Origin of the sequence: Candidatus Marifrigoribacter sp. Uisw_064 (genome assembly GCF_047730175.1) — a bacterium.
In the GTDB taxonomy this organism is placed as follows: domain Bacteria; phylum Bacteroidota; class Bacteroidia; order Flavobacteriales; family Flavobacteriaceae; genus Marifrigoribacter.
Genome location: NZ_CP159833.1, coordinates 2,678,919 through 2,698,779 on the forward strand (window position 1 = coordinate 2,678,919; position 19,861 = coordinate 2,698,779).

17 protein-coding genes and 1 pseudogene are annotated in these 19,861 nt (G+C 31.1%); 9 read left to right on the forward strand and 9 right to left on the reverse strand.

The annotated features are described in order from the left end of the window. Positions 1-34: 34 nt before the first annotated feature. From ABXT64_RS12025 to ABXT64_RS12035, 3 genes are read left to right on the forward strand one after another with little or no spacing between them, the layout of a single operon-like run. Positions 35-2,953: an FAD-binding and (Fe-S)-binding domain-containing protein gene (locus tag ABXT64_RS12025; protein ID WP_443633179.1), complete on the forward strand. Its 2,919-nt coding sequence runs from the start codon at positions 35-37 to the stop codon at positions 2,951-2,953. A gap of 58 nt (positions 2,954-3,011) precedes the next feature. Next, complete coding sequence (aroC, locus tag ABXT64_RS12030) at positions 3,012-4,076, forward strand: chorismate synthase (protein ID WP_443633180.1); 1,065 nt, start codon at positions 3,012-3,014, stop codon at positions 4,074-4,076. A 20-nt stretch (positions 4,077-4,096) separates the two neighbouring features. Next, complete coding sequence (locus ABXT64_RS12035; protein WP_443633181.1) at positions 4,097-5,422, forward strand: dicarboxylate/amino acid:cation symporter; 1,326 nt, start codon at positions 4,097-4,099, stop codon at positions 5,420-5,422. 59 nt (positions 5,423-5,481) lie between these two features. Here ABXT64_RS12035 and ABXT64_RS12040 read toward each other — a convergent pair. Together ABXT64_RS12040 and ABXT64_RS12045 are read right to left on the reverse strand one after the other, a co-directional pair. Beyond that, a pseudogene (locus ABXT64_RS12040) lies at positions 5,482-5,628 on the reverse strand (mechanosensitive ion channel family protein); the annotation flags it as partial. 15 nt (positions 5,629-5,643) lie between these two features. Beyond that, positions 5,644-5,967 (reverse strand): mechanosensitive ion channel domain-containing protein, encoded by a 324-nt coding sequence (locus ABXT64_RS12045; RefSeq protein WP_443633182.1) that lies wholly within the window; start codon positions 5,965-5,967, stop codon positions 5,644-5,646. A 178-nt stretch (positions 5,968-6,145) separates the two neighbouring features. Here ABXT64_RS12045 and ABXT64_RS12050 point away from each other — a divergent pair, with 178 nt between their 5' ends. The 5 genes from ABXT64_RS12050 (at position 6,146) to ABXT64_RS12070 (ending at position 11,268) form a co-directional block, all read left to right on the forward strand. Further along, positions 6,146-7,231, forward strand: coding sequence for a lamin tail domain-containing protein (locus tag ABXT64_RS12050; RefSeq protein WP_443633183.1), 1,086 nt, complete (start codon positions 6,146-6,148; stop codon positions 7,229-7,231). Between the two features lie 2 nt (positions 7,232-7,233). Then, positions 7,234-8,154, forward strand: coding sequence for a hypothetical protein (locus ABXT64_RS12055; protein WP_443633184.1), 921 nt, complete (start codon positions 7,234-7,236; stop codon positions 8,152-8,154). Positions 8,155-8,223: 69 nt separating this feature from the next. Beyond that, positions 8,224-9,258, forward strand: coding sequence for a glutathione synthase (gshB, locus tag ABXT64_RS12060; RefSeq protein WP_443633185.1), 1,035 nt, complete (start codon positions 8,224-8,226; stop codon positions 9,256-9,258). Positions 9,259-9,270: 12 nt separating this feature from the next. Further along, positions 9,271-10,104, forward strand: coding sequence for an N-formylglutamate amidohydrolase (locus tag ABXT64_RS12065; RefSeq protein ID WP_443633186.1), 834 nt, complete (start codon positions 9,271-9,273; stop codon positions 10,102-10,104). Beyond that, positions 10,105-11,268 (forward strand): flavohemoglobin expression-modulating QEGLA motif protein, encoded by a 1,164-nt coding sequence (locus tag ABXT64_RS12070; RefSeq protein ID WP_443633187.1) that lies wholly within the window; start codon positions 10,105-10,107, stop codon positions 11,266-11,268. It abuts the gene before it with no gap. Here the strand turns inward: ABXT64_RS12070 and ABXT64_RS12075 are convergent. The 6 genes from ABXT64_RS12075 to ABXT64_RS12100 all read right to left on the reverse strand — a co-directional run bounded on the left by ABXT64_RS12075 (position 11,246) and on the right by ABXT64_RS12100 (position 18,059). After that, a complete protein-coding gene (locus ABXT64_RS12075; RefSeq protein ID WP_443633188.1) occupies positions 11,246-11,653 on the reverse strand; it encodes an alpha/beta fold hydrolase in 408 nt (135 codons plus the stop codon). The two genes, ABXT64_RS12070 and ABXT64_RS12075, sit on opposite strands and share 23 nt — an antisense overlap. Before the next feature lie 166 nt (positions 11,654-11,819). Next, a complete protein-coding gene (locus ABXT64_RS12080; RefSeq protein ID WP_443633189.1) occupies positions 11,820-12,728 on the reverse strand; it encodes a hypothetical protein in 909 nt (302 codons plus the stop codon). Positions 12,729-12,734: 6 nt separating this feature from the next. After that, on the reverse strand, positions 12,735-14,171 hold the full coding sequence (locus ABXT64_RS12085; protein WP_443633190.1) for an MBOAT family O-acyltransferase: 1,437 nt from the start codon (positions 14,169-14,171) through the stop codon (positions 12,735-12,737). Positions 14,172-14,474: 303 nt separating this feature from the next. Then, complete coding sequence (locus tag ABXT64_RS12090; protein ID WP_443633191.1) at positions 14,475-14,699, reverse strand: hypothetical protein; 225 nt, start codon at positions 14,697-14,699, stop codon at positions 14,475-14,477. Positions 14,700-15,488: 789 nt separating this feature from the next. Continuing rightward, on the reverse strand, positions 15,489-15,890 hold the full coding sequence (locus ABXT64_RS12095) for a thiol-disulfide oxidoreductase DCC family protein (RefSeq protein ID WP_443633192.1): 402 nt from the start codon (positions 15,888-15,890) through the stop codon (positions 15,489-15,491). Beyond that, the gene (locus ABXT64_RS12100) at positions 15,891-18,059 is read right to left on the reverse strand and encodes an endonuclease MutS2 (protein ID WP_443634972.1); all 2,169 of its coding nucleotides are present in this window, start codon (positions 18,057-18,059) and stop codon (positions 15,891-15,893) included. A gap of 71 nt (positions 18,060-18,130) precedes the next feature. Between ABXT64_RS12100 and ABXT64_RS12105 the strand changes: the two genes are divergently transcribed. Next, positions 18,131-18,796, forward strand: a complete 666-nt coding sequence (locus ABXT64_RS12105) for a uracil-DNA glycosylase (RefSeq protein ID WP_443633193.1) — start codon at positions 18,131-18,133, stop codon at positions 18,794-18,796. A gap of 205 nt (positions 18,797-19,001) precedes the next feature. On the opposite strand, the gene ABXT64_RS12110 is transcribed toward ABXT64_RS12105, so the two are convergent. Further along, positions 19,002-19,856: a substrate-binding domain-containing protein gene (locus tag ABXT64_RS12110; RefSeq protein ID WP_443633194.1), complete on the reverse strand. Its 855-nt coding sequence runs from the start codon at positions 19,854-19,856 to the stop codon at positions 19,002-19,004. Between the last annotated feature and the right edge of the window lie 5 nt (positions 19,857-19,861).

Below are 19,861 nucleotides of genomic sequence, written 5' to 3' on the forward strand. Positions count from 1 at the left end.
TAATATTTAAAAGGGTTTGTTACTTTTACAAAAGATGAATGAAGCGTTAAAACAATTTCAGAATTTATTTGAAGGAGATTTCTTTTGGGATAAACTACATACTACACTATATGCTACAGATGCTTCAGTTTATAAAAAAATTCCCTTAGCTGTTGCGTTTCCTAAAAATGATGCAGCTATAAAACAGCTTTTTGAATTTGCAATTCAATATCAAATTTCTTTGATACCAAGAACAGCAGGAACTTCATTAGCAGGACAATGTGTTGGGGAAGGAATTGTAGTAGACGTTTCTAAATATTTTACAAGAATTATTTCAGTAGATAAAAATTTAAAAACTGTTACAGTCCAACCTGGAGTTATACGAGATGAATTAAATGATTATTTAGCTCTTTATGGCTTGTTTTTCGGACCTAATACATCAACATCCAATCGTTGTATGATAGGAGGTATGGTGGGAAATAACTCTAGTGGAACTACTTCAATTCAATATGGAGTTACTAGGGATAAAGTAATGCGCTTACGTACGTTTTTATCTAACGGAGATGAGGCTATATTTGAATCGCTCTCTTCTGAAGAGTTTTTTGCAAAAAAAGAAATCAAATCGCTTGAAGGAAGTATCTATAAAACGATTTATGATGAATTATCAATTAAAGAAGTACAAGAAGAAGTAGTTAATGAGTTTCCAAAAAAAGTAATTCACAGACGTAATACAGGCTATGCGGTTGATTCCTTGCTAGAATCAGATTTATTTGGAGGGATTTCAAATTCAATAAACCTCTGCTCTATTTTATGCGGAAGTGAAGGCACTCTTGCATTTACAACTGAAATTACGTTGGAATTAGATGACTTACCTCCACAACATACTGCTATGGTTGCAACTCATTATAACTCATTAGAACACTGTTTGCAGGATGTAATTGTAGCGATGAAGCATAATTTGCATACCTGTGAAATGATGGATGATATCATTTTAGAATGCACCAAACAAAATAAAAAATACAAACCGTATCGTTTTTTTATAGAAGGGACTCCTAAATCTGTGTTGTTATTAGAACTAAAATCTAAGTCTGATGAAGAGTTAAATGAACAGGTAGAAAAGCTTTTAGAGGATTTGAATCAATCAAACCTTTCTTATGCTGCACCTGTTCTTAAAGGAGATGATATATACAAAGCCCTTGAGTTACGTAAAGCTGGTTTGGGCTTATTAGGAAATATGATAGGTGATAGGAAAGCAGTTGCCTGTATAGAAGACACAGCAGTAGCTCTAGAGGATTTACCTTCTTTTATTGGGGAATTTACTGCGCTAATGGAGAAATATCAGCAAAAAGCTGTGTATTATGCTCATGCAGGTGCAGGTGAATTGCATTTACGCCCTATATTAAATTTAAAACAGGAAGAAGGTGTTTCTTATTTCAGAAAAATAACTACGGATGTAGCACTATTAACCAAGAAGTATAAAGGTTCTTTTTCAGGAGAACATGGGGACGGAATTGTACGTTCAGAGTTTTTATCGCTCATGATTGGTGAAAAGAACTATCAACTTCTTAAAAAAATAAAGCAGGTATTTGATCCTAATAATTTATTGAACCCCGGAAAGATCATCGATGCCTATAAAATGGATGAATCTTTTAGGAATGATGTAAATAAAATTACTCCTGAAATCGATACTATTTTCGATTTTAATGATTCAGAAGGAATTATACGTTTAGCTGAAAAGTGTAATGGGAGTGGTGACTGTAGAAAGTCTGAGAAAGCTTCTGGAACGATGTGTCCAAGTTATCACGCTACTAAAGATGAAAAGGATACGACTCGCGCTAGAGCAAATATGCTAAGAGAAGTGTTGAATAATTCTGAGTCTATAAATAAATTTGACTCAGAGGAATTAAAAGAAGTATTCGATTTGTGTTTAAGTTGTAAAGCTTGCGCAAGTGAATGTCCTAGTAATGTTGATATTGCAAGCCTTAAAGCTGAATTTTTATATCAATACCATAAATCGAATAAGCATACATTTTCTGATATATTATTTGCAAAAAGTTCGAAGTATAATAAAATGGCATCTACTTTTCCAAAACTTGCAAATACACTTTTTCAAAACAAACTTACGTCAAATGTTATAAAGAAAATAAGTGGAATTGCGACAAAAAGAAGTATGCCTTTATTTTCAACTAACAAATTAAGTAATATACATCAATACTCAGAAAATCATATGGTTATAAAAAATATAAACATATATTTATTTGTTGATGAGTTTTGCAAATACTTAGATGTTTCAATTGTTGAAGATGCCTACGAATTATTAAGTAGGTTGGGTTATAAAGTTACATTAATAGAGCATTTAGATAGTGCTAGAGCTTTAATTTCGAAAGGTTTTTTAGAAGAAGCAAAAAATCATGCAGATAAGAACATTTCTTTTTTTAAAAATAAACTAGATGAAAAAACAGTATTAGTTGGAATAGAACCTTCTGCAATACTTTCATTTAGAGATGAGTATGTGAGATTAACAGCTGATAAACATTCAGCCGAAAAAATAGCTAAACATACCTTTTTACTAGAAGAATTTTTAGCTTCAGAAATAGAAAAGGGAGAAATATCCTCTGTATTATTTACTTCAGAAGAGAAAAAAATTAAAATCCATAGCCATTGCCATCAAAAATCGTTAAGCAATCAAAAAGTTACTTTCGATATTCTTAATCTTCCTATAAATTTTCATCCAACAATCATTAATTCAGGGTGTTGTGGTATGGCTGGAAGTTTTGGTTTTGAAAAAGAACATTATGATGTAAGCATGGTTATAGGGGAACAACGTTTATTTCCATCGATTAGAAAAAGTGCCGAAACCACTATCATTGCTGCTAATGGAACCAGTTGCCGACACCAGATAAAAGATGGTACCAATCGAAAAGCATTGCATCCTATAACCATTTTAAGAAATGCATTAATAGATTCTAATTAAAAGACCTGCGAAATTTTATTTTTCGTTTATTACAATTACATTTGTTGAAAACAGGACTATGGCAGGCAATTCCTTCGGAAAAATTTTTACACTTAGCTCTTTTGGAGAATCACATGGTGCTTCAATAGGCGGTATACTTGATGGCTGTCCAGCCGGTTTAAAAATAGACTTTGAAGCTCTTAACAATGAAATGCAGCGTCGAAAGCCTGGTCAATCTAAGATTGTTACTCAAAGAAAAGAAGACGATGAAGTAATCTTTCTTTCAGGAATATTTGAAGGTAAAACAACAGGATCTCCCATCGGCTTTATTATTGAAAACACAAATCAAAAATCAAAAGATTATTCACATATTAAAGATGTATACAGGCCTTCTCATGCAGATTATACCTATGATCAAAAGTATAGCCATAGAGATTATAGGGGAGGGGGAAGATCTTCAGCACGCGAAACTGCTGTAAGAGTAGCTGCTGGTGCCATAGCAAAACAATTAGTAGAACACATTAAAATAAACGCTTTTGTATCATCTGTTGGTGATGTTTTTATTGATAAACCTTATCAAGAATTAGATTTTAGTAAAACTGAAACAAATATTATTCGCTGCCCTGATGAATCTTCAGCAGAAAAAATGATTGCTAAAGTTGAAGAAATTAAAAAAGCAGGGGATACCATTGGGGGCACTATAACTTGTGTGCTTCAAAATGTTCCTGTTGGACTTGGAGAACCAGTATTTGATAAATTACATGCCGAATTAGGCAAAGCAATGCTTTCTATTAATGCTGTAAAAGGATTTGAATTTGGCAGTGGATTTTGTGGAGCTCGAATGAAAGGAAGTGAACATAACGACCTTTTTAATAAAGATGGTAGTACTAAATCAAATCTATCTGGAGGAATTCAAGGAGGAATAAGTAACGGTATGGACATCTACTTTAGGGTAGCCTTTAAGCCTGTAGCCACCATTATTCAAAAGCAGGAAGCACTAGATGCGCAAGGAAATATAGTTGAAATGCAAGGAAAGGGTAGGCACGACCCTTGTGTGGTTCCAAGAGCAGTACCAATTGTAGAAGCAATGGCAGCGCTTGTTATTGCTGATTATTGGCTTCAAAATAAATTATCTAAATTGTAACATATTTAAAAACGAATTGAATGAAAAAACTAGCATTACACTGGAAGATTTTAATAGGAATGGTATTTGGTATCGTTTTCGGCTTTATTATGCTGCAAGTCGATGGAGGTAAAGGGTTTGTTGCAGATTGGATAAAACCGCTAGGTACTATCTTTGTAAATCTATTAAAGTTAATTGCTATTCCTTTAATATTAGCGTCGTTGATAAAAGGAATATCCGATTTAAAAGACATCTCTAAATTTAAGAATATTGGTATTCGTACAATAATTACGTATGTATTGACAACCGTTATTGCTATTTCTATCGGACTTGTTTTAGTAAATGTTATACAACCAGGAAATGGTGTTTCAGAAGAAACCATTACAAAATTGACAAACACCTATTCAGAAAATAGTAGTGTGCAAGGCAAAATTGCTGAAGCAACTAAACAAGTGTCAAGCGGACCATTACAGTTTTTAGAAGATATGGTTCCTGACAATGCATTCAAAGCAATGAGCAATAATGGATTGATGTTACAAGTTATTTTCTTTGCTATATTCTTAGGAATATCTATGTTATTAATAGGAGAGAAGAGAGCAAAACCAATGAAGAATCTTTTTGATTCCTTAAATGATATTGTTTTAAAAATGGTAGATCTCATCATGTTATCTGCGCCTTTTGCCGTTTTTGCACTATTAGCAAGTGTCGTCGTATCTTCTGATGACTCAGATATTTTAGTTGCTTTATTACAGTATGCTGGAGTTGTTGTATTTGGATTACTATTAATGATTGTTTTCTATTCAATTTTAGTAGCAACTATTACTAAAAAGAACCCATTTTGGTTTTTAAAACAAATAAGTCCCGCTCAATTATTAGCGTTTTCCACAAGTAGTAGTGCTGCAACACTACCAGTTACAATGGAACGTGTAGAAGAACATATAGGAGTTGATAAAGAAGTTTCGAGTTTTGTATTACCCGTTGGTGCAACTATTAATATGGATGGAACTAGTCTATATCAGGCCGTTGCCGCTGTATTTATATTTCAGGCATTAGGTTTAGATTTAACTTTTGGAGATCAATTAACGATAGTATTAACTGCTTTATTAGCATCAATTGGTAGTGCTGCAGTTCCTGGAGCTGGAATGGTAATGTTAGTTATTGTTTTAGAGTCTGTTGGACTTCCGCCAGAATTATTACCAATAGGTTTAGCACTTATTTTTGCAGTAGATAGACCTTTAGATATGTGTAGAACGGTAGTGAATGTTACTGGAGACGCAACAGTTGCAATGATAGTCGCAAAATCAGTAGGGAAGCTTGGAGAGCCTCATGTAAAAGAATGGGACGATAATTATGATGAAGTAAAATAGGAGTAATAAAAAAAAGCCGCTATTCAGCGGCTTTTTTAATTTAATATATGTTGGTTAAATTATCCTTCTTTCTGAATTTCAACAGCATGTGGATAAGTAATTTCAATTCCAGCAGCATCTAAGCCAATCTTAACTCTTTCAACAGTTTCAAAATATACCTCCCAGTAATCTTCAGCTTTAACAGAAGGTTGTACTGAAAAGTTCGCAGAACTGTCATCTAATTAACTCATTTTAATCATAGTATAATTATTTTTTAATACTTTTTCTTGCGAAGTAATTGCATTCATCAATACTTCTTTAGTTTGTTTTATGCCTGCGTCATAAGCCACTCCAAACGTATGGAATATAGTTAGTATTCCTTCTGCAGTATAATTTGTAATATTCCCATTTGAAAGAATTCCATTTGGAATAATTACTAACTTATTTTGAGGAGAAACGATTTTTGTAGTAAAGATTTCAATTTCTTTTACCACACCTAATTCTATTCCTTTCTCTAGTAATTTTTCAAAATCCGCAATATCTTTTCTATTTTTAATTTGATGCAAACTTAATATGGATTCTTTATTTCACCTAATATATCTTAATTACTTGACGATAAAACCTAACCATATGTCGAAAATTTTAAGATCCAGTTAATAAATATTTTTTTTTGTTTATAAAATACAATGAATTGGTAATTAGTTTATTATATAGGTTGTTAATTTTACAACTTAGTTTATTTCAATGAAAAATAAGTTTTTAGCAATTTTATTTATTTTCTCTAGCTTACAAGTTTTTTCTCAAGTAGGGATCAATACCATAAATCCTAGTCCTGCTTCAGTTTTAGATATAGAAAGTAGTTCTAATAATATAAATTTTGGAGGATTTTTACCTCCAAGAGTATCTTTAATTCAAAGAAACTCAATTGCTGTTACTGCTTCAGATGATGGCTTAATGGTATTTTTAATTGAAGGAAATACAAGATGCGTTCAGATTTATGATGGAATTGAGATTATATGGGAAGATATTTACTGCATGCCCTTAAATGCAGCGCCAGTTGCTAGTTTATTACAAATTTCAGGAATACTACAATTAGGTGAGTTATTAACGGCAAATTTCACGTATTCAGATGCAGAAAATGACCCTGAGGGCTCTCATTTATATACTTGGTATACCGCAGATGATGCAATAGGAACTAATCAAACCCAAATTCAAACAGGAACCTCAAATACCTATACAATACTACCTGCTGACTTAAATTTATATATTGCTTTTGAAGTAACGCCAATAGCTACTCAAGGAACATTAACTGGAGTAACAGGACTTTCATCTTATGATGGTCCTGTTACTAATGTAAGTCCTACAGTTTCAAATTTATTTATTTCAGAATATATAGAAGGCTCAGGAAGTAATAAAATCATTGAAATAGCAAACTTTACTGGAAGCTCTGTTTCTTTAAATAGTTTTGAAATTAATGGATATCAAAATGGATCTGCATCTATAGGATATACTTATATATTTCCTTCAAGTACTACATTGGCACCTGGTGATGTTTATGTTATTGGACATCAATTAAACATTTTTCCCTGCGATACTAATATAGATGATTCTTTTGGTTGGAAATTTAATGGAAATGATGTTGTAGAGTTAGTAACTACTTTCGGTACAAGAATCGATATTATAGGTACTATTGGCAGTAGTATTATTTTTGCTGAAAATGTAACACTAAGAAAGAAAGCAACTCTGGGCCCCAATACAACCTTTAATGCCACTGACTACGATAGTTTTTCTATTGATAATTGCACCAATGTCGGAAGTCATACTTTTTAGCTATGAGATTTCACTTCTTTTATATAATTCTAATTTTCTTTATTTCTGAAATAAAAGCTCAAGTTGGTGTAAACACAACTATTGTTAATAGTGCGGCAGTTTTGCATTTAGAAGCACAGAACACTTCTTCAATTAGGTCTGGAGGTTTTTTAATGCCAATAGTTACAGAAGTTCAACAAGTCCTAATTCCTGTTTCTATTGTAGATAATAGAGACGACGGACTTATGGTTTTTGTAAGTGATCCTGTAACAGGAAAGCGTTGTTGGGAAGTATATGATGGTGTTTTATATGTTTGGAGAAGTATTAATTGTACTAATAATAACTGTAACTCCGATATTCTATATGAAGAAGATTTTGATTCATATTTGGATGAAACAGGAGTTAATGGTTTAAGTTCTACCAACGGAAATTATCCTGGGGGAGTAACAAAATGGTCGCTAACAAGTTTTGTAACCTTCGGAGATAATACACCTAATTTACCTGGAACCTTAATTGATGAAGATGATTATGCAAAGGTTATAAATGGCGTTTTGTCATTTAGAGATACCAATGGAACTTTTTTATTTGAAACACAATCAATAGATATTTCAGGATATTCAGATATAAATATTTCTATGGACTTTAGTGAATCAGGATCCTTGGAGTACATAGATGATCATACCAATGATTTTGAATGTGGAGAATCAGAATCAGACTATATAGACATTGAATACTCATTAGACAATGGTGTCACCTTTATAGAGATAGCAAATTACGCTGGTTTTGGAAATGCAAACCATACCCTTGTTGATGATTTAACAGGAACCGTGTCGTTTTCTCTTAATGGAATTTCAGGAGCAACAATTATTTTGCGAGTTAGATTACAAAATTGGGCCGCTGACGAATATTATTACCTTGACAATGTATTAGTTACTTGTAACTAATCTTAGTTTTAAAAAAATTTTATTTTATAAAAGAATAACCATATATTTATTTTTCTAATTTTTGAAAATATGAATGTTTGTTTTATAATGTATCCTTGGGAGGAAATGAACCCTCACCCTGAGAACGATTCGACCCTAGCTATGATACATGAATTTGTAAAAAGGGGGCACGGAGTTGCAATAACAACACCTGCTAATTTAACGATACGTGATAGTGTCGCTTATTCTTTTTCACGTGTAATTAATCGTCAAGAAAAGATCTCTAATAGTTTAAAGTCGTTTCATAAACATGCTACTTTTTATGATGAAATGTTGCCTTTAGCTGGTTTTGATGCTGTAGTTTTAAGAAGCAATCCACCTTTAGATATGATTATGTTGAACTTCTTGGATTCTGTTAAAGATGATGTGTTCATCATGAATGATTTAGACGGAATTCGAAGAGCAAATAATAAGTTATATACGGCTGTTTTTGAAGACGATAATAATGAAATAATCCCAAGAACGCATGTTACTAAAAACAAAGAGTATTTAAAACAAACCATTAAAGAAGGTCCAGATAAAATGATATTAAAGCCACTTAATGGTTATGGTGGTTCTGGGGTGATTTTAATAGAAAAACGTGCCATGTTGAGTATTAACTCTTTATTAGATTTTTATATCGATAACAATGATGGAACTTCTAATTATGTAATACTTCAAGATTATATAGAAGGCGCTGAAAAGGGAGATGTCCGTATTTTAATGCTGAATGGTAAGCCAATAGGAGCAATGAAAAGAGTTCCAGGAGATGAAGACCATCGATCTAATGTAAGTGCTGGTGGAACTGTTCAAAAACACTCATTAACAAACCATGAAAAAGAATTATGCCGCCGTATTGGTCCAAAACTAATAAAGGATGGATTGTATTTTGTTGGTATTGATGTAATAAACGGGATGTTAGTTGAAGTAAATGTGATGTCTCCAGGAGGTATAACGTATATGAACAAAGTATACAAAACACGAGTCCAAGAAAAAATAATCGATTTTGTAGAAGACAAAGTAATAGAGCGTGTCAATGCATTTGAACGTAGATCAAAACTTCGTAAACATGTAAATGAAGCTTAATATTGAGTATTTATGGAGCAACTTTCTATAGCCCAAATAATAGAAAACATACAGAAGGAAATTATTTTTGAAGCGGTCGTTGAAGATTATTCTTTTACCCTAAAAATTGATAGTTATCAGCCTTATGTCTGTGCAGCTGTTCATGATGGTCATCAATTTAGAAGAGAATTATGGGAAAATTGTTTACATACTGAATATGATCGTTGGTTTGAAGAAGATCCAGCTACCAAAGAGATGATTCATTCACATCCCATTGTGATTGCAGGTTGTGATAGTCGTTTTGAATATGACCTTAATAGAGACCCTGAAAACGCAATATTTGATGATGCTTGGGGTAAGAAACTATGGAAAGAGCCACTGCCTAAACATCAAAGAGAGAAAAGTTTAGAAAAACATTCGAATTTTTATAAAGTAGTTCAAGCACTTATTTCAAAACTGGAATCGAAATTTGAAACTGTGATTATATATGATATACATTCTTATAATTGGCTGCGATGGGATCGAGAAGTTCCTGTTATTAATCTTGGCACCTCAAACATTGACAATGAACGTTTTGGTGATTTTGTTGAACATTGGAGAACAACCCTTTCTGAATTAAAACTTCCACATATTGCTGAGACTACTTCAAAAATTAATGATACTTTTTCTGGAAATGGATATTTTCTGAAATACATCACTAAAAACTTCAAAAATACCTTAGTTTTGGCGACTGAGTTTAAAAAGATATATTGTGATGAACTCAATCAAATCATATTTCCTGAAACCGTTGCAGCCATTGAGAAGCAACTTCAGAAGAAAATAAAAGAAAGCACAGTACTTTTTCAAAAAATGCATAAATCCATTTAAATGGCTTATCCAGAATCAATTATTAATACCTATGCTAGTTTATTTAAAATTGATGCTAATCTAAACAGATTGGTAAAGAAAATTGAACTGCTTAATTATATAAATCCATTAAACATTGAGCAACAAAAGAAACAGTTCTTTGCCTCAAAATATCGAAAAAATCCTTCATTCACCTATAGAAAAATAGATTTTGACGCTCATAAATTACAGAAAGAATTATTTCGTCAAGACCTAGAAAGCATAGAAGATGAAGCTACAAGGTTGTTTTATAAAGATGTTATTTACGATTATTCAGGGTTAATACAATGCATTGAAACTATTGGTCAAGGAAGAAAATTTTACTATAATGTGCTTAAAAGTTTTGGGACTCCCACGCAAAAAGATGTTGAGAATGCTCAATTTATTCTGCATTTTAATGATAGTGAAGAGGATGATGAAATGTTTCCAGTTTTTAGTGCTGAAGATGCTTCTGCATATTTTAAGGAATTTACGAAGCAATATGATTTCAAATTCAATTTAAAACTTTCAAATAAAACAACAGCAGCGGCTATGGTACAGAATAGTACACAAACTATGCTGTTGAAAAAGAACCATCGCTTTAGTACCAATCAAATTAAAGTATTAGCAAATCATGAAATTGGAGTGCATTTAGTAACAACCTATAATGGGATGGATCAAGCACTTAAAATATTTCATAACGGATTCCCAAGAAATGTAGAAACACAAGAAGGATTGGCTGTTTTTAGCGAATATATGAGTGGTTGTTTAACGTTATGGCGTTTAAAAGAATTGTCTTATCGTGTATTGGCTGCAGATAGTTTACACAAAGGATATGATTTCTGTGACACCTTCGATTTATTGTTTAGTCAATACAAACTCAATCGAGAAGAGGCGTTCAATATTACACTACGTGCGCATAGAGGAGGAGGTTTTACCAAAGATTATACGTACTTAACAGGATTGAAAAAAGTATATAATTACCATAAAAAAGGCAAAAACCTTGATAATTTATTAATGGGTAAAGTCACGTTAGAAGATCGTAAGATTGTCAAGAAATGGAAAAAAGAAGGTTTGGCAACAGATATTCGATATAAAAATAATGCTTTCATAGAAAATAACAATACTGATAAGACTATCGATTTTATACTTGAAAATTTGAAGTAAAAAGGAACTTCTTACTATTAATCGTAGTTGTAAAGTCATGATTTATAGCAATAACTAGACTTTTTTCTGAAATTTGTTTAGGCATATATAATATACCTCTTAAGGTGATACTTTGCAATTTAAACTCAATATCTTTAAAACCTACTTCCATAATAGAATACTCATCTGAACGATCTGAAAGTCCTGTGTCTCTTTTATCGAAAATTATCAGTCTAGAGAATAAGGAAAGCCTAGTTAAAAAGGCAGCAAGCCTTGGCTCAGTCCACATCATGTCAATGTTTGAAACCCAACCAGGAATATATAAAATATCAATTGGTCCTTCACCTATCACTTGATACGCAATATTAAAATCACCGATTTTAGTATATTTAGTTTTAGACCCCATATAGTTTTATTAATATAAACCCTAAACGCATAAGGACTCTTAGAATGTGTTTCAACGTTTGTTGTGTATGGCTCGCTGCGTGTTTTGAGCACTAAGTTTAGTGAATAATTCACAAATATAAAGTCCGCGAGGACTTTCGTAAGTTGGCTAAAACATACAATAAATTTTACTCGGCGTTATGCGTTCGTGCATTAATTTTTAAATTACCCTTTGTCTCATTATACAAATCAGTCGTAAAAATTGTTGCTCCTTGATTATTTAAATGGCCACAATCATAAAATAATTTATCATTGTAACCTTTTGATAGATTAATTAGATTCGGAAATTTATTTGTTAGTTTCTTAATGTAATCTTCAGTTTTAATTTTACTACAATATGGAGAGATAAAAAGAGTTAATGAAATTTGATTCTTTTTACAAATTTCAATTATTTCATCAAGTATAATATTTTCTTCCCTAATTATGTTAGGTAAACTGCTTTCAATTACTGGTATTTCATTTCCAAATTTAGGAATAAATCCAACATTAGGATTTATACGAGGCTTTTTATTGATACCTGAAAAAAAGAGCTCTCTAAATCCAATTTCTGGGTCATTCACTGCATATTTATAAAAAGGGATATACTCTAATTTTTCAAAATTTTTAAAGTATTTTTTTAAGTGATTCTTTATGATTTTATTTTTTAAAAAAGGCATTGCTTCCGAAATTGCAATGTTGGAAGGAGAAATGTTTTCAAAATTCGTATCAATATGTAGAAACACATTAGAAATATGATTGCTATCAATAAGAAGTTTTAATTGTAATAAGTTGTCGTTTAATCCAGCTCCTTCTACTCCTAAATTAATTGTTTTTTTATGCGAAAGACTATCAAATAATTTCGTGTCAATATGGCTAGCTACTCTTGACGAACCAATAAATACTACGTCAAAATTGTCGTTTTTTGTATTTAAAATATACTGAAGTTTATTTCTCGGTTTAGAATTAATATAAACTTGAGTGTAGATAAAATCACTTAAATAAAGGAACCCTATTGTCAGAACTAAAATTGATATAAGATATTTAATAAATTGATTCATATAAAATTAAAATTGGAAGTAAATAAAATCAGTTACATTAGAATAAACGCCAAGTGTAATTAGTGCTAATATTGTTAGAGATATTTTAAAATAAATCCATTTCCCAAAAAAAGGATGTTCCTTTTCTCTTGAATTCCATTCTAAAATAATGAAAAGGAGAATTAAAATCAATAATTCTGGAGCATACCTTTTTATTAATAAATATTGTAATCCTTTTTCAAAATTAAATGAAAATATATTTGTTATGTATTTAACAGCAATTAAAACGGAATCAGCTCTGAAGAATATCCAAGCAAAAACAGTTAAACCAAAAGTAAACAACATTTGAAAAAATTCTTTAACTGTTGGAAGATGTTTTCCTTGAGCTACTGTATCTAGGTTTTTTCTATTCTTTTTGGTTAATAAAATAGGTAAAAAATATAAAGCATTTAATGCACCCCAAACAATAAAAGTCCAATTAGCGCCATGCCAAAATCCGCTTACTATAAAAATGATAAAAACATTTCTAATCTGATTCCATTTACTACCATGACTACCACCTATAGGGATATATAAATAATCTCTAAACCAAGTAGAAAGTGATATGTGCCAACGTCTCCAAAATTCTGCAATGCTTCTAGCAAAGTAAGGAAAATTAAAATTCCTCATTAAATCGATTCCAAATAGTTTAGATGTTCCTATTGCTATGTCGGAATATCCACTAAAATCACAGTAAATTTGAAAGGCAAAATATATTGCACCCAATGTTAAAGTCAATGAGTTCATAGTCTCGTATTTTGAGAAAATTTCATTCACATATATAGCACATGAATCTGCGATAACAATTTTTTTAAATAATCCCCAAAGTATTAAATGCAAGCCGTCTATAGCTTTTTTATTATCAAATATTCTTTTTTTATTAAATTGAGGTAATAAATTATTTGCTCGCTCAATAGGTCCAGCAACTAATTGAGGGAAGAAGCTCACAAATGCCGAGAAGGCAATGAAATCTTTAGTAGGTTCAAGTTTTCTTTTGTAAATATCTATTGAATAGCTTAATGTTTGAAATGTATAAAAACTAATTCCTACGGGTAAAATAATGTTTAAGGAATTTGTATTTATTTCAGTTCCAAAAAATGAAAAAGCAGTAATAAAATTATCAAGAAAAAAATTGTAGTATTTAAAGAAACCAAGAAACCCAAGATTTACAAGAATGCTTGTCCATAAAAGCATTTTTCTTTTGGTTTGATTTTCTTGTTTTGATAAGCTAACACCAATTAAATAATCTATTATAGTGCTAAAAATAATTAACGATAAAAATCGCCAATCCCACCAGCCATAGAAAATGTAACTTGATATTAGAATTAATAGGTTTTGTAATTTTAAGTTTTTATTAGTGACGAACCAATATAGAATAAAGATAGTGGGCAAGAATATTGCAAAGTCAATAGAGTTAAATAGCATTTTTTTATTCTAAATATTTAAGGTTCGCTGTAACGTCTGGTTACTCTGTCATTTTTATACATATACTTGTTGTTTAGTGTATACATATTTCAGGACGGGTCATAATTAGGTACAACGGTTTGTGTATGAAACGTAGCGTATTTAAAAGTACTATTTTTCGGATTAACACAGAGCCAAATTTTTATATTTTGTCTTTATCTTATCAATCTTAAAAGCCAAATTTAAAAATTTGGCGTACTTTTTTTATATATATAAACCTCTGTAAAACCCCATGAAAGCTATGTTTTATTCACTTTGTTAGCTTTAGTTATTTCTCCCAATGCAAATTTTATTATCGAATACAAGGGTAGTGAAATCGGCGTTTTTAAAGTATCTTTTTAATTCTTTTTCTCGATGCCTAAATTTTCTTTTTGCTATTCTCATATTGTGTCTTTCCATATCCCTACCTTTTGGGTTTTCTATCACAATTATTAATGCTTTATAGACACGTTTGAAATCAACATCGTTAAAATTAATAATAATGTTCATTTTATTTTTTTTACATAACTCAAAATCAAATTTAGATGTGTTTTTTTTTAGGGTTTATTGATAAATTCAAAGATTTATAACCAAATTCGTTTCTTTCAAAGGTTAGGTTTTGATTATTTTTTGTAAAGAAATTCAGAGTATCTTTTTCCCATATTAAATTAATCGAAGTTATTTCTTCATTCTTGAAATTAAACTTGTTATAAAGTATCTTGTCAGAATTATTGATTTTAGTTGAACCATATTTCGTATATATTAACAAATCATAATTAAAGCTAACTTATTTATATGCACAGTTTTGTTAGGTGTATATCTTCAATATGCTCAGATATGGCCAAGTTTTAACATTTTTTGTTCCGTTTAGTTTGCTTAACATATTGATTACGTTTATTGTGCTCTTTCAAACCTAATCATTTTTTATTAGTCATCAAAGGTTTTTTTTAACGGTTTATATTTCTCTATAACAGTACCTTTCAGCACAAAAAATTCCCACATCATTTGCAAAAATCAAATAGGAGTGGGGATAGATTATAAAGGCACACAAAATAGGGGTAGTTCTTTAAATTAACTTAGTTTTTTTTGTAGGGCGTTGAGTACATTTTTTAAGGTCTCTACTTGCGTGCTTATGTGTTTGCTATCCTCTTGCAGGGTTTTAATAAGTTCCTGTTTTGTGTTATAGACAAGCGCATCACTGCTAAAATGGGCGGGAGTTCTACTGCGAGATCGCTAAAAAAAATCACTAAAGGGTAAAAGATTTTACTTAAAAAAATTAATGGTAAGTTTTAGATAAAATTACAAAAACTTACTTTTTAATTCAGGAGTTGGAATCATACAGCTTTCTTTTTCACCATACCATTTATATCTGTTTTTAGCTATAACATCATAGACCCAATTACGTATAAATTTCGGAACAATTATAAAGGCATAGAGTAGGGGATATCCACCTTTTAAAGATTTTGTTACGTTTAAGGCAGCTGTAGATTTAATGTAGTGTTTGTCGCCATCTATTAAGATGATAGAATCTGTTTGAGAAGGGTCAATATTAAATTTATTGATGTATTGCTTACCGATTTCACTTTGTAAAGCAGCAAAACGGAAGACATCATTTTTATCTTTTTTAATTACAAAATTTACAGAACTATTGCACAAATTACAAACTCCATCAAATAATATTATTTTGTGTTTCCTTGTCATTTATACTTTCTCTAATTCTTCAATACTAACATTCGTTGTAAAAATACCATAATTTACGATGGCTTTCTTCTTTTCAATAGTGTCAATAGTTCCAACTGCTCTACCGTCAATCATACGTACACGATCACCTATTTTTAATATTGCTTTTGGTTTAGGTAGAGGAAGTTTTTTTGCTGCTTCTTTTTCCTTCTTTTTCTTTTTACGAATGACAGCAACTTTTTGTTCAACTTCCTGTTTTATTTCGTGTTGTTTAACTTTCTGAACCTTTTTAGCCTCTTTTGTTTTAGGAATATCCTTTTTTATCTTACTGTTTTCAACTAAAACCATTTTAAACAGTTCATCAACTAAGATTTTTTTCTTCGTATTGTTTAAATATTGTTTCGAAAGCGATTCAAACTTTTTACCAATACTAATCAATCGCATATTGGAATCGTATAATTCCTGAAAATTTTCTAACTTTTCTTTAACACGTATATTGGTTTCATCTAATTGTTTGTTTTCTACTCTCGCTTTTTCTTCTTGTGTTTTTAATGCTTCCGAAGTCTTTCGTAATTCGAATCGCTCTTTCTGAAGGTTTGCAATACTTTTATCGAAACGAATTTTACCTCGTTCTATTTTCTTTTTTGCTTTATTAATCAAACTATATGGAATTCCATTTTTCTGTGCTACTTCAAACGTAAACGAACTTCCAGCTTCTCCTAAATGCAAGTGATACATGGGTTCCAAAGTACTATTATTAAACTGCATGTTTGCATTGGTTGCATGAGGTAATTCACTAGCGAGCAATTTTAAATTGGTATAATGTGTGGTGATTATTCCAAATGCTTTACGCTCATAAAAAATCTCTAAAAAGGTTTCGGCAAGAGCACCACCTAATTCGGGGTCACTTCCTGTTCCAAATTCATCAATTAAAAAAAGAGTATTTGATTTACACTTCTTTAAAAACTGATTCATTTTTTTTAATCGGTAACTGTAGGTGCTTAATTGATTTTCAATTGATTGATTATCTCCAATATCGGTTAACAATCGATTAAAAAAGCAAAACTCACTTAATGGATCTACAGGAACTAACATTCCACTTTGCAATAAAACCTGCAATAATCCTACAGTTTTTAGTGTAATACTTTTTCCTCCAGCATTGGGGCCAGAAATTACAATGATCCTATTTTCTTCGTGAAGTTCAATGGTTTGTGGAAATGTTTTTTCTTTCCGAACTCTATTAGCTACCAATAAAATTGGGTGATAGGCATCTTTTAAAAAGATTCTTTTTTTATCTGTAAGTAAGGGCAGAACACCCTCTATTTCAACAGCGTATTTTGACTTTGCATGCAGAAGATCCATGTAAGTTAAATATTCCTGATATGAACTTAACAAGTCTGCATAAGGTCTAATAAATTCTGTAAGTGTTTTTAAAATACGTTTTACTTCTTCAAGTTCTTCATACCTTAAATTACTAAGCTCATTGGCATATTCAAGAGTTTCTTGAGGTTCTATATATACTAAACTTCCAGTTTTTGAACTCCCTAAAACAGCACCTCTTATTTTTTTACGGTACATTGCTGTAACTGCAAGTACTCGCCTGTTATCTACTACCGTTTCACGAATTTCATCTAAATAGCCTAACTTCGAATAGTTGTTTAAAGCCTTTGTAAATGAGGAACTTATTTGGCTCTTTACTTGTTTTAATCTTCTTCTAATATTTGAAAGCTCTGGAGAGGCTTCGTCTTTTATTTCTCCAAAACGATTGAGAATTTTTCCTATTTCTTCTGAAATAATGGGGGAATAATTTATTCTTTCAGCATAGCTATTTAAAAAAGAATAAAACTCTTCATACTTCTTGAAATACTTTAATAATTCAAGGGTTGTATTAATAATGGTATAAATCCTTCTTAAACCAGAAACATCGATCGTACTATTTTCAATTTGAAGTAAATATAATTCTCTTTCTATAGAATCGAACCCATGATTGGGTAATCTATTATCGCTACCGAAAGAAGCTGAAAACTCTTTTACACGATGAAGTTCATCAGAAATGTCATTAGTGTCCTGAAAAGGCTTTATATCTAGTACAGCCGCAATTCCAGCTTGCGTAATGCAATAGTTTGAGATATGCTTTAATACTAAAGAAAATTCTAGACTATCTAATGTTTTATTGTCAATGTGTACCATATAATTATCTAAGGTGTAGAAATCATTCTTTATTAGTAATTTCACCTTTTTATACTACAAAAGTACTAATTATGAATGTAACTATTGAGCCTCAATGGAAGGAGCTATTAAAAGATGAATTTGATAAATCCTATTTTACTGATTTAGTACAATTTGTGAAGAAAGAATATAATTCAAATACTTGTTATCCTCCAGAGAATCAAATATTTTCTGCTTTGGATGTTACCCCTTTTTCTGAAGTTAAAGTTGTAATCTTAGGGCAAGATCCTTATCATGGACCGAACCAGGCACATGGCTTGTGTTTTTCTGTAAATGAAGGTGTTAAATCACCACCATCGCTAGTGAATATAATCAAAGAAATAGAAGAGGATATAGGAAGTACCCATTTGAAGAACGGAAATTTAAGCGCTTGGGCAAAACAAGGAGTTCTTTTATTGAATGCAACTTTAACGGTAAGAGCTTCGGATGCTGGAAGTCATCAAAAAAAAGGATGGGAACAATTTACCGATGAAATAATTTCTAAGTTATCTTCAGAAAGAAAAGGGGTTGTATTTATATTATGGGGTGGATATGCAAAAAAGAAAGGCAGAAAAATTGATACTTCAAAGCATTTAATATTATCAACAGGTCATCCTTCACCATTAAGTGCAAATAGAGGGTATTGGTTTGGAAATAAACATTTTAGTAAAGCTAATACTTATTTAAAAGGCATAGGGCAAGGGCCTATACTTTGGTAAACAGAGAAAAACTCGGGAGTATTGTTTTTTCTATTCGTCTTCTGGAATTTGTTTTTCAGCATCACTACAACTAAACTGCAGTAACAGATAGTTTGTTAGAAGTAATGCGCCAATTACTATTATAAAAATCATCATAGTTGTTCTTTCATTATGAAATGAAGATGCAAGAGATTGTGAAGGGTTGCGTAAAAAACTTAAATAAAAGTTAAAAAGAATGTAACAAGCTGTCTTTGTTTACTTTATTTTTTATTAAATCTAATTTTAATAATTGTTTTTGAACTCTTTCTACTTCTTTTATAGATAATTGTTTTTGACTCCAATCAGTTAGTGAAAGCCAATGTTGAACATCTTCTAGTTGTTGTTCGTATCGATTGGAAATCATTTGATCGATTGAAGGGATGTCTTTAAATTCTGATGTAGTTGCATTTATTATTTCAAGTATGGTTTTTACACATTCTTCTTCATTTTCTAAAACATCATTTCTTACAGCAATTACAAAGCAAGGCCAAGGAGTAAGGCATTCGTCTACTAATCTAAAGATCCCTTTGTCTACATAAGGTTTCGTTGTAAATTTTTCCCACATAAAATAGTCTCCAATTCCTTTAGGTAAATTTTCTAAAGCGCCATCTAAGTTTTTAATAACCTCGAATTTTAGGTCTTTTTCAATATCCCATTTTAAACTTTCCGCATTTACATAAGCCATTAGGTGAGATCCACTACCGTACCTACTAATAGCGGCGTGGGTTCCTTTTAAGTTTTTTACTGTTTTATACGATGAGTTATCAGCAACATGGATTCCCCAGATAAGCGGGGATTTTACAAATACCTGTACAATTTTACATTCATTGCCTTTAATAATATCTCGTATGATTCCTTCTGTTAAAATAACAGCCATGTCAATTTCCTTATCTCTAAGAGCTTTACACATTTGACCAGTGCCACCAAAGAAATCCTGCCATCTTAAATTAATTCCTTGTTCAGTATACTCTTTATTTCTGAGTGTTAAATACCAAGGCAAATTAAAGTGTTCTGGAACACCTCCAATTTTAAAATTTTTCATAGCCT

Bases quoted from the DNA above. Each gene is read 5' to 3' on its own strand.
- ABXT64_RS12090 (WP_443633191.1), bottom strand. From the start codon at position 14,699: ATGAACATTATTATTAATTTTAACGATGTTGATTTCAAACGTGTCTAT.
- ABXT64_RS12035 (WP_443633181.1), top strand. From the start codon at position 4,097: ATGAAAAAACTAGCATTACACTGGAAGATTTTAATAGGAATGGTATTT.
- ABXT64_RS12105 (WP_443633193.1), top strand. From the start codon at position 18,131: ATGAATGTAACTATTGAGCCTCAATGGAAGGAGCTATTAAAAGATGAA.
- ABXT64_RS12070 (WP_443633187.1), top strand. From the start codon at position 10,105: ATGGCTTATCCAGAATCAATTATTAATACCTATGCTAGTTTATTTAAA.
- ABXT64_RS12100 (WP_443634972.1), bottom strand. From the start codon at position 18,059: ATGGTACACATTGACAATAAAACATTAGATAGTCTAGAATTTTCTTTA.
- ABXT64_RS12085 (WP_443633190.1), bottom strand. From the start codon at position 14,171: ATGCTATTTAACTCTATTGACTTTGCAATATTCTTGCCCACTATCTTT.
- aroC (WP_443633180.1), top strand. From the start codon at position 3,012: ATGGCAGGCAATTCCTTCGGAAAAATTTTTACACTTAGCTCTTTTGGA.
- ABXT64_RS12080 (WP_443633189.1), bottom strand. From the start codon at position 12,728: ATGAATCAATTTATTAAATATCTTATATCAATTTTAGTTCTGACAATA.
- gshB (WP_443633185.1), top strand. From the start codon at position 8,224: ATGAATGTTTGTTTTATAATGTATCCTTGGGAGGAAATGAACCCTCAC.
- ABXT64_RS12075 (WP_443633188.1), bottom strand. From the start codon at position 11,653: ATGGGGTCTAAAACTAAATATACTAAAATCGGTGATTTTAATATTGCG.
- ABXT64_RS12065 (WP_443633186.1), top strand. From the start codon at position 9,271: ATGGAGCAACTTTCTATAGCCCAAATAATAGAAAACATACAGAAGGAA.
- ABXT64_RS12050 (WP_443633183.1), top strand. From the start codon at position 6,146: ATGAAAAATAAGTTTTTAGCAATTTTATTTATTTTCTCTAGCTTACAA.
- ABXT64_RS12055 (WP_443633184.1), top strand. From the start codon at position 7,234: ATGAGATTTCACTTCTTTTATATAATTCTAATTTTCTTTATTTCTGAA.
- ABXT64_RS12025 (WP_443633179.1), top strand. From the start codon at position 35: ATGAATGAAGCGTTAAAACAATTTCAGAATTTATTTGAAGGAGATTTC.
- ABXT64_RS12095 (WP_443633192.1), bottom strand. From the start codon at position 15,890: ATGACAAGGAAACACAAAATAATATTATTTGATGGAGTTTGTAATTTG.
- ABXT64_RS12110 (WP_443633194.1), bottom strand. From the start codon at position 19,856: ATGAAAAATTTTAAAATTGGAGGTGTTCCAGAACACTTTAATTTGCCT.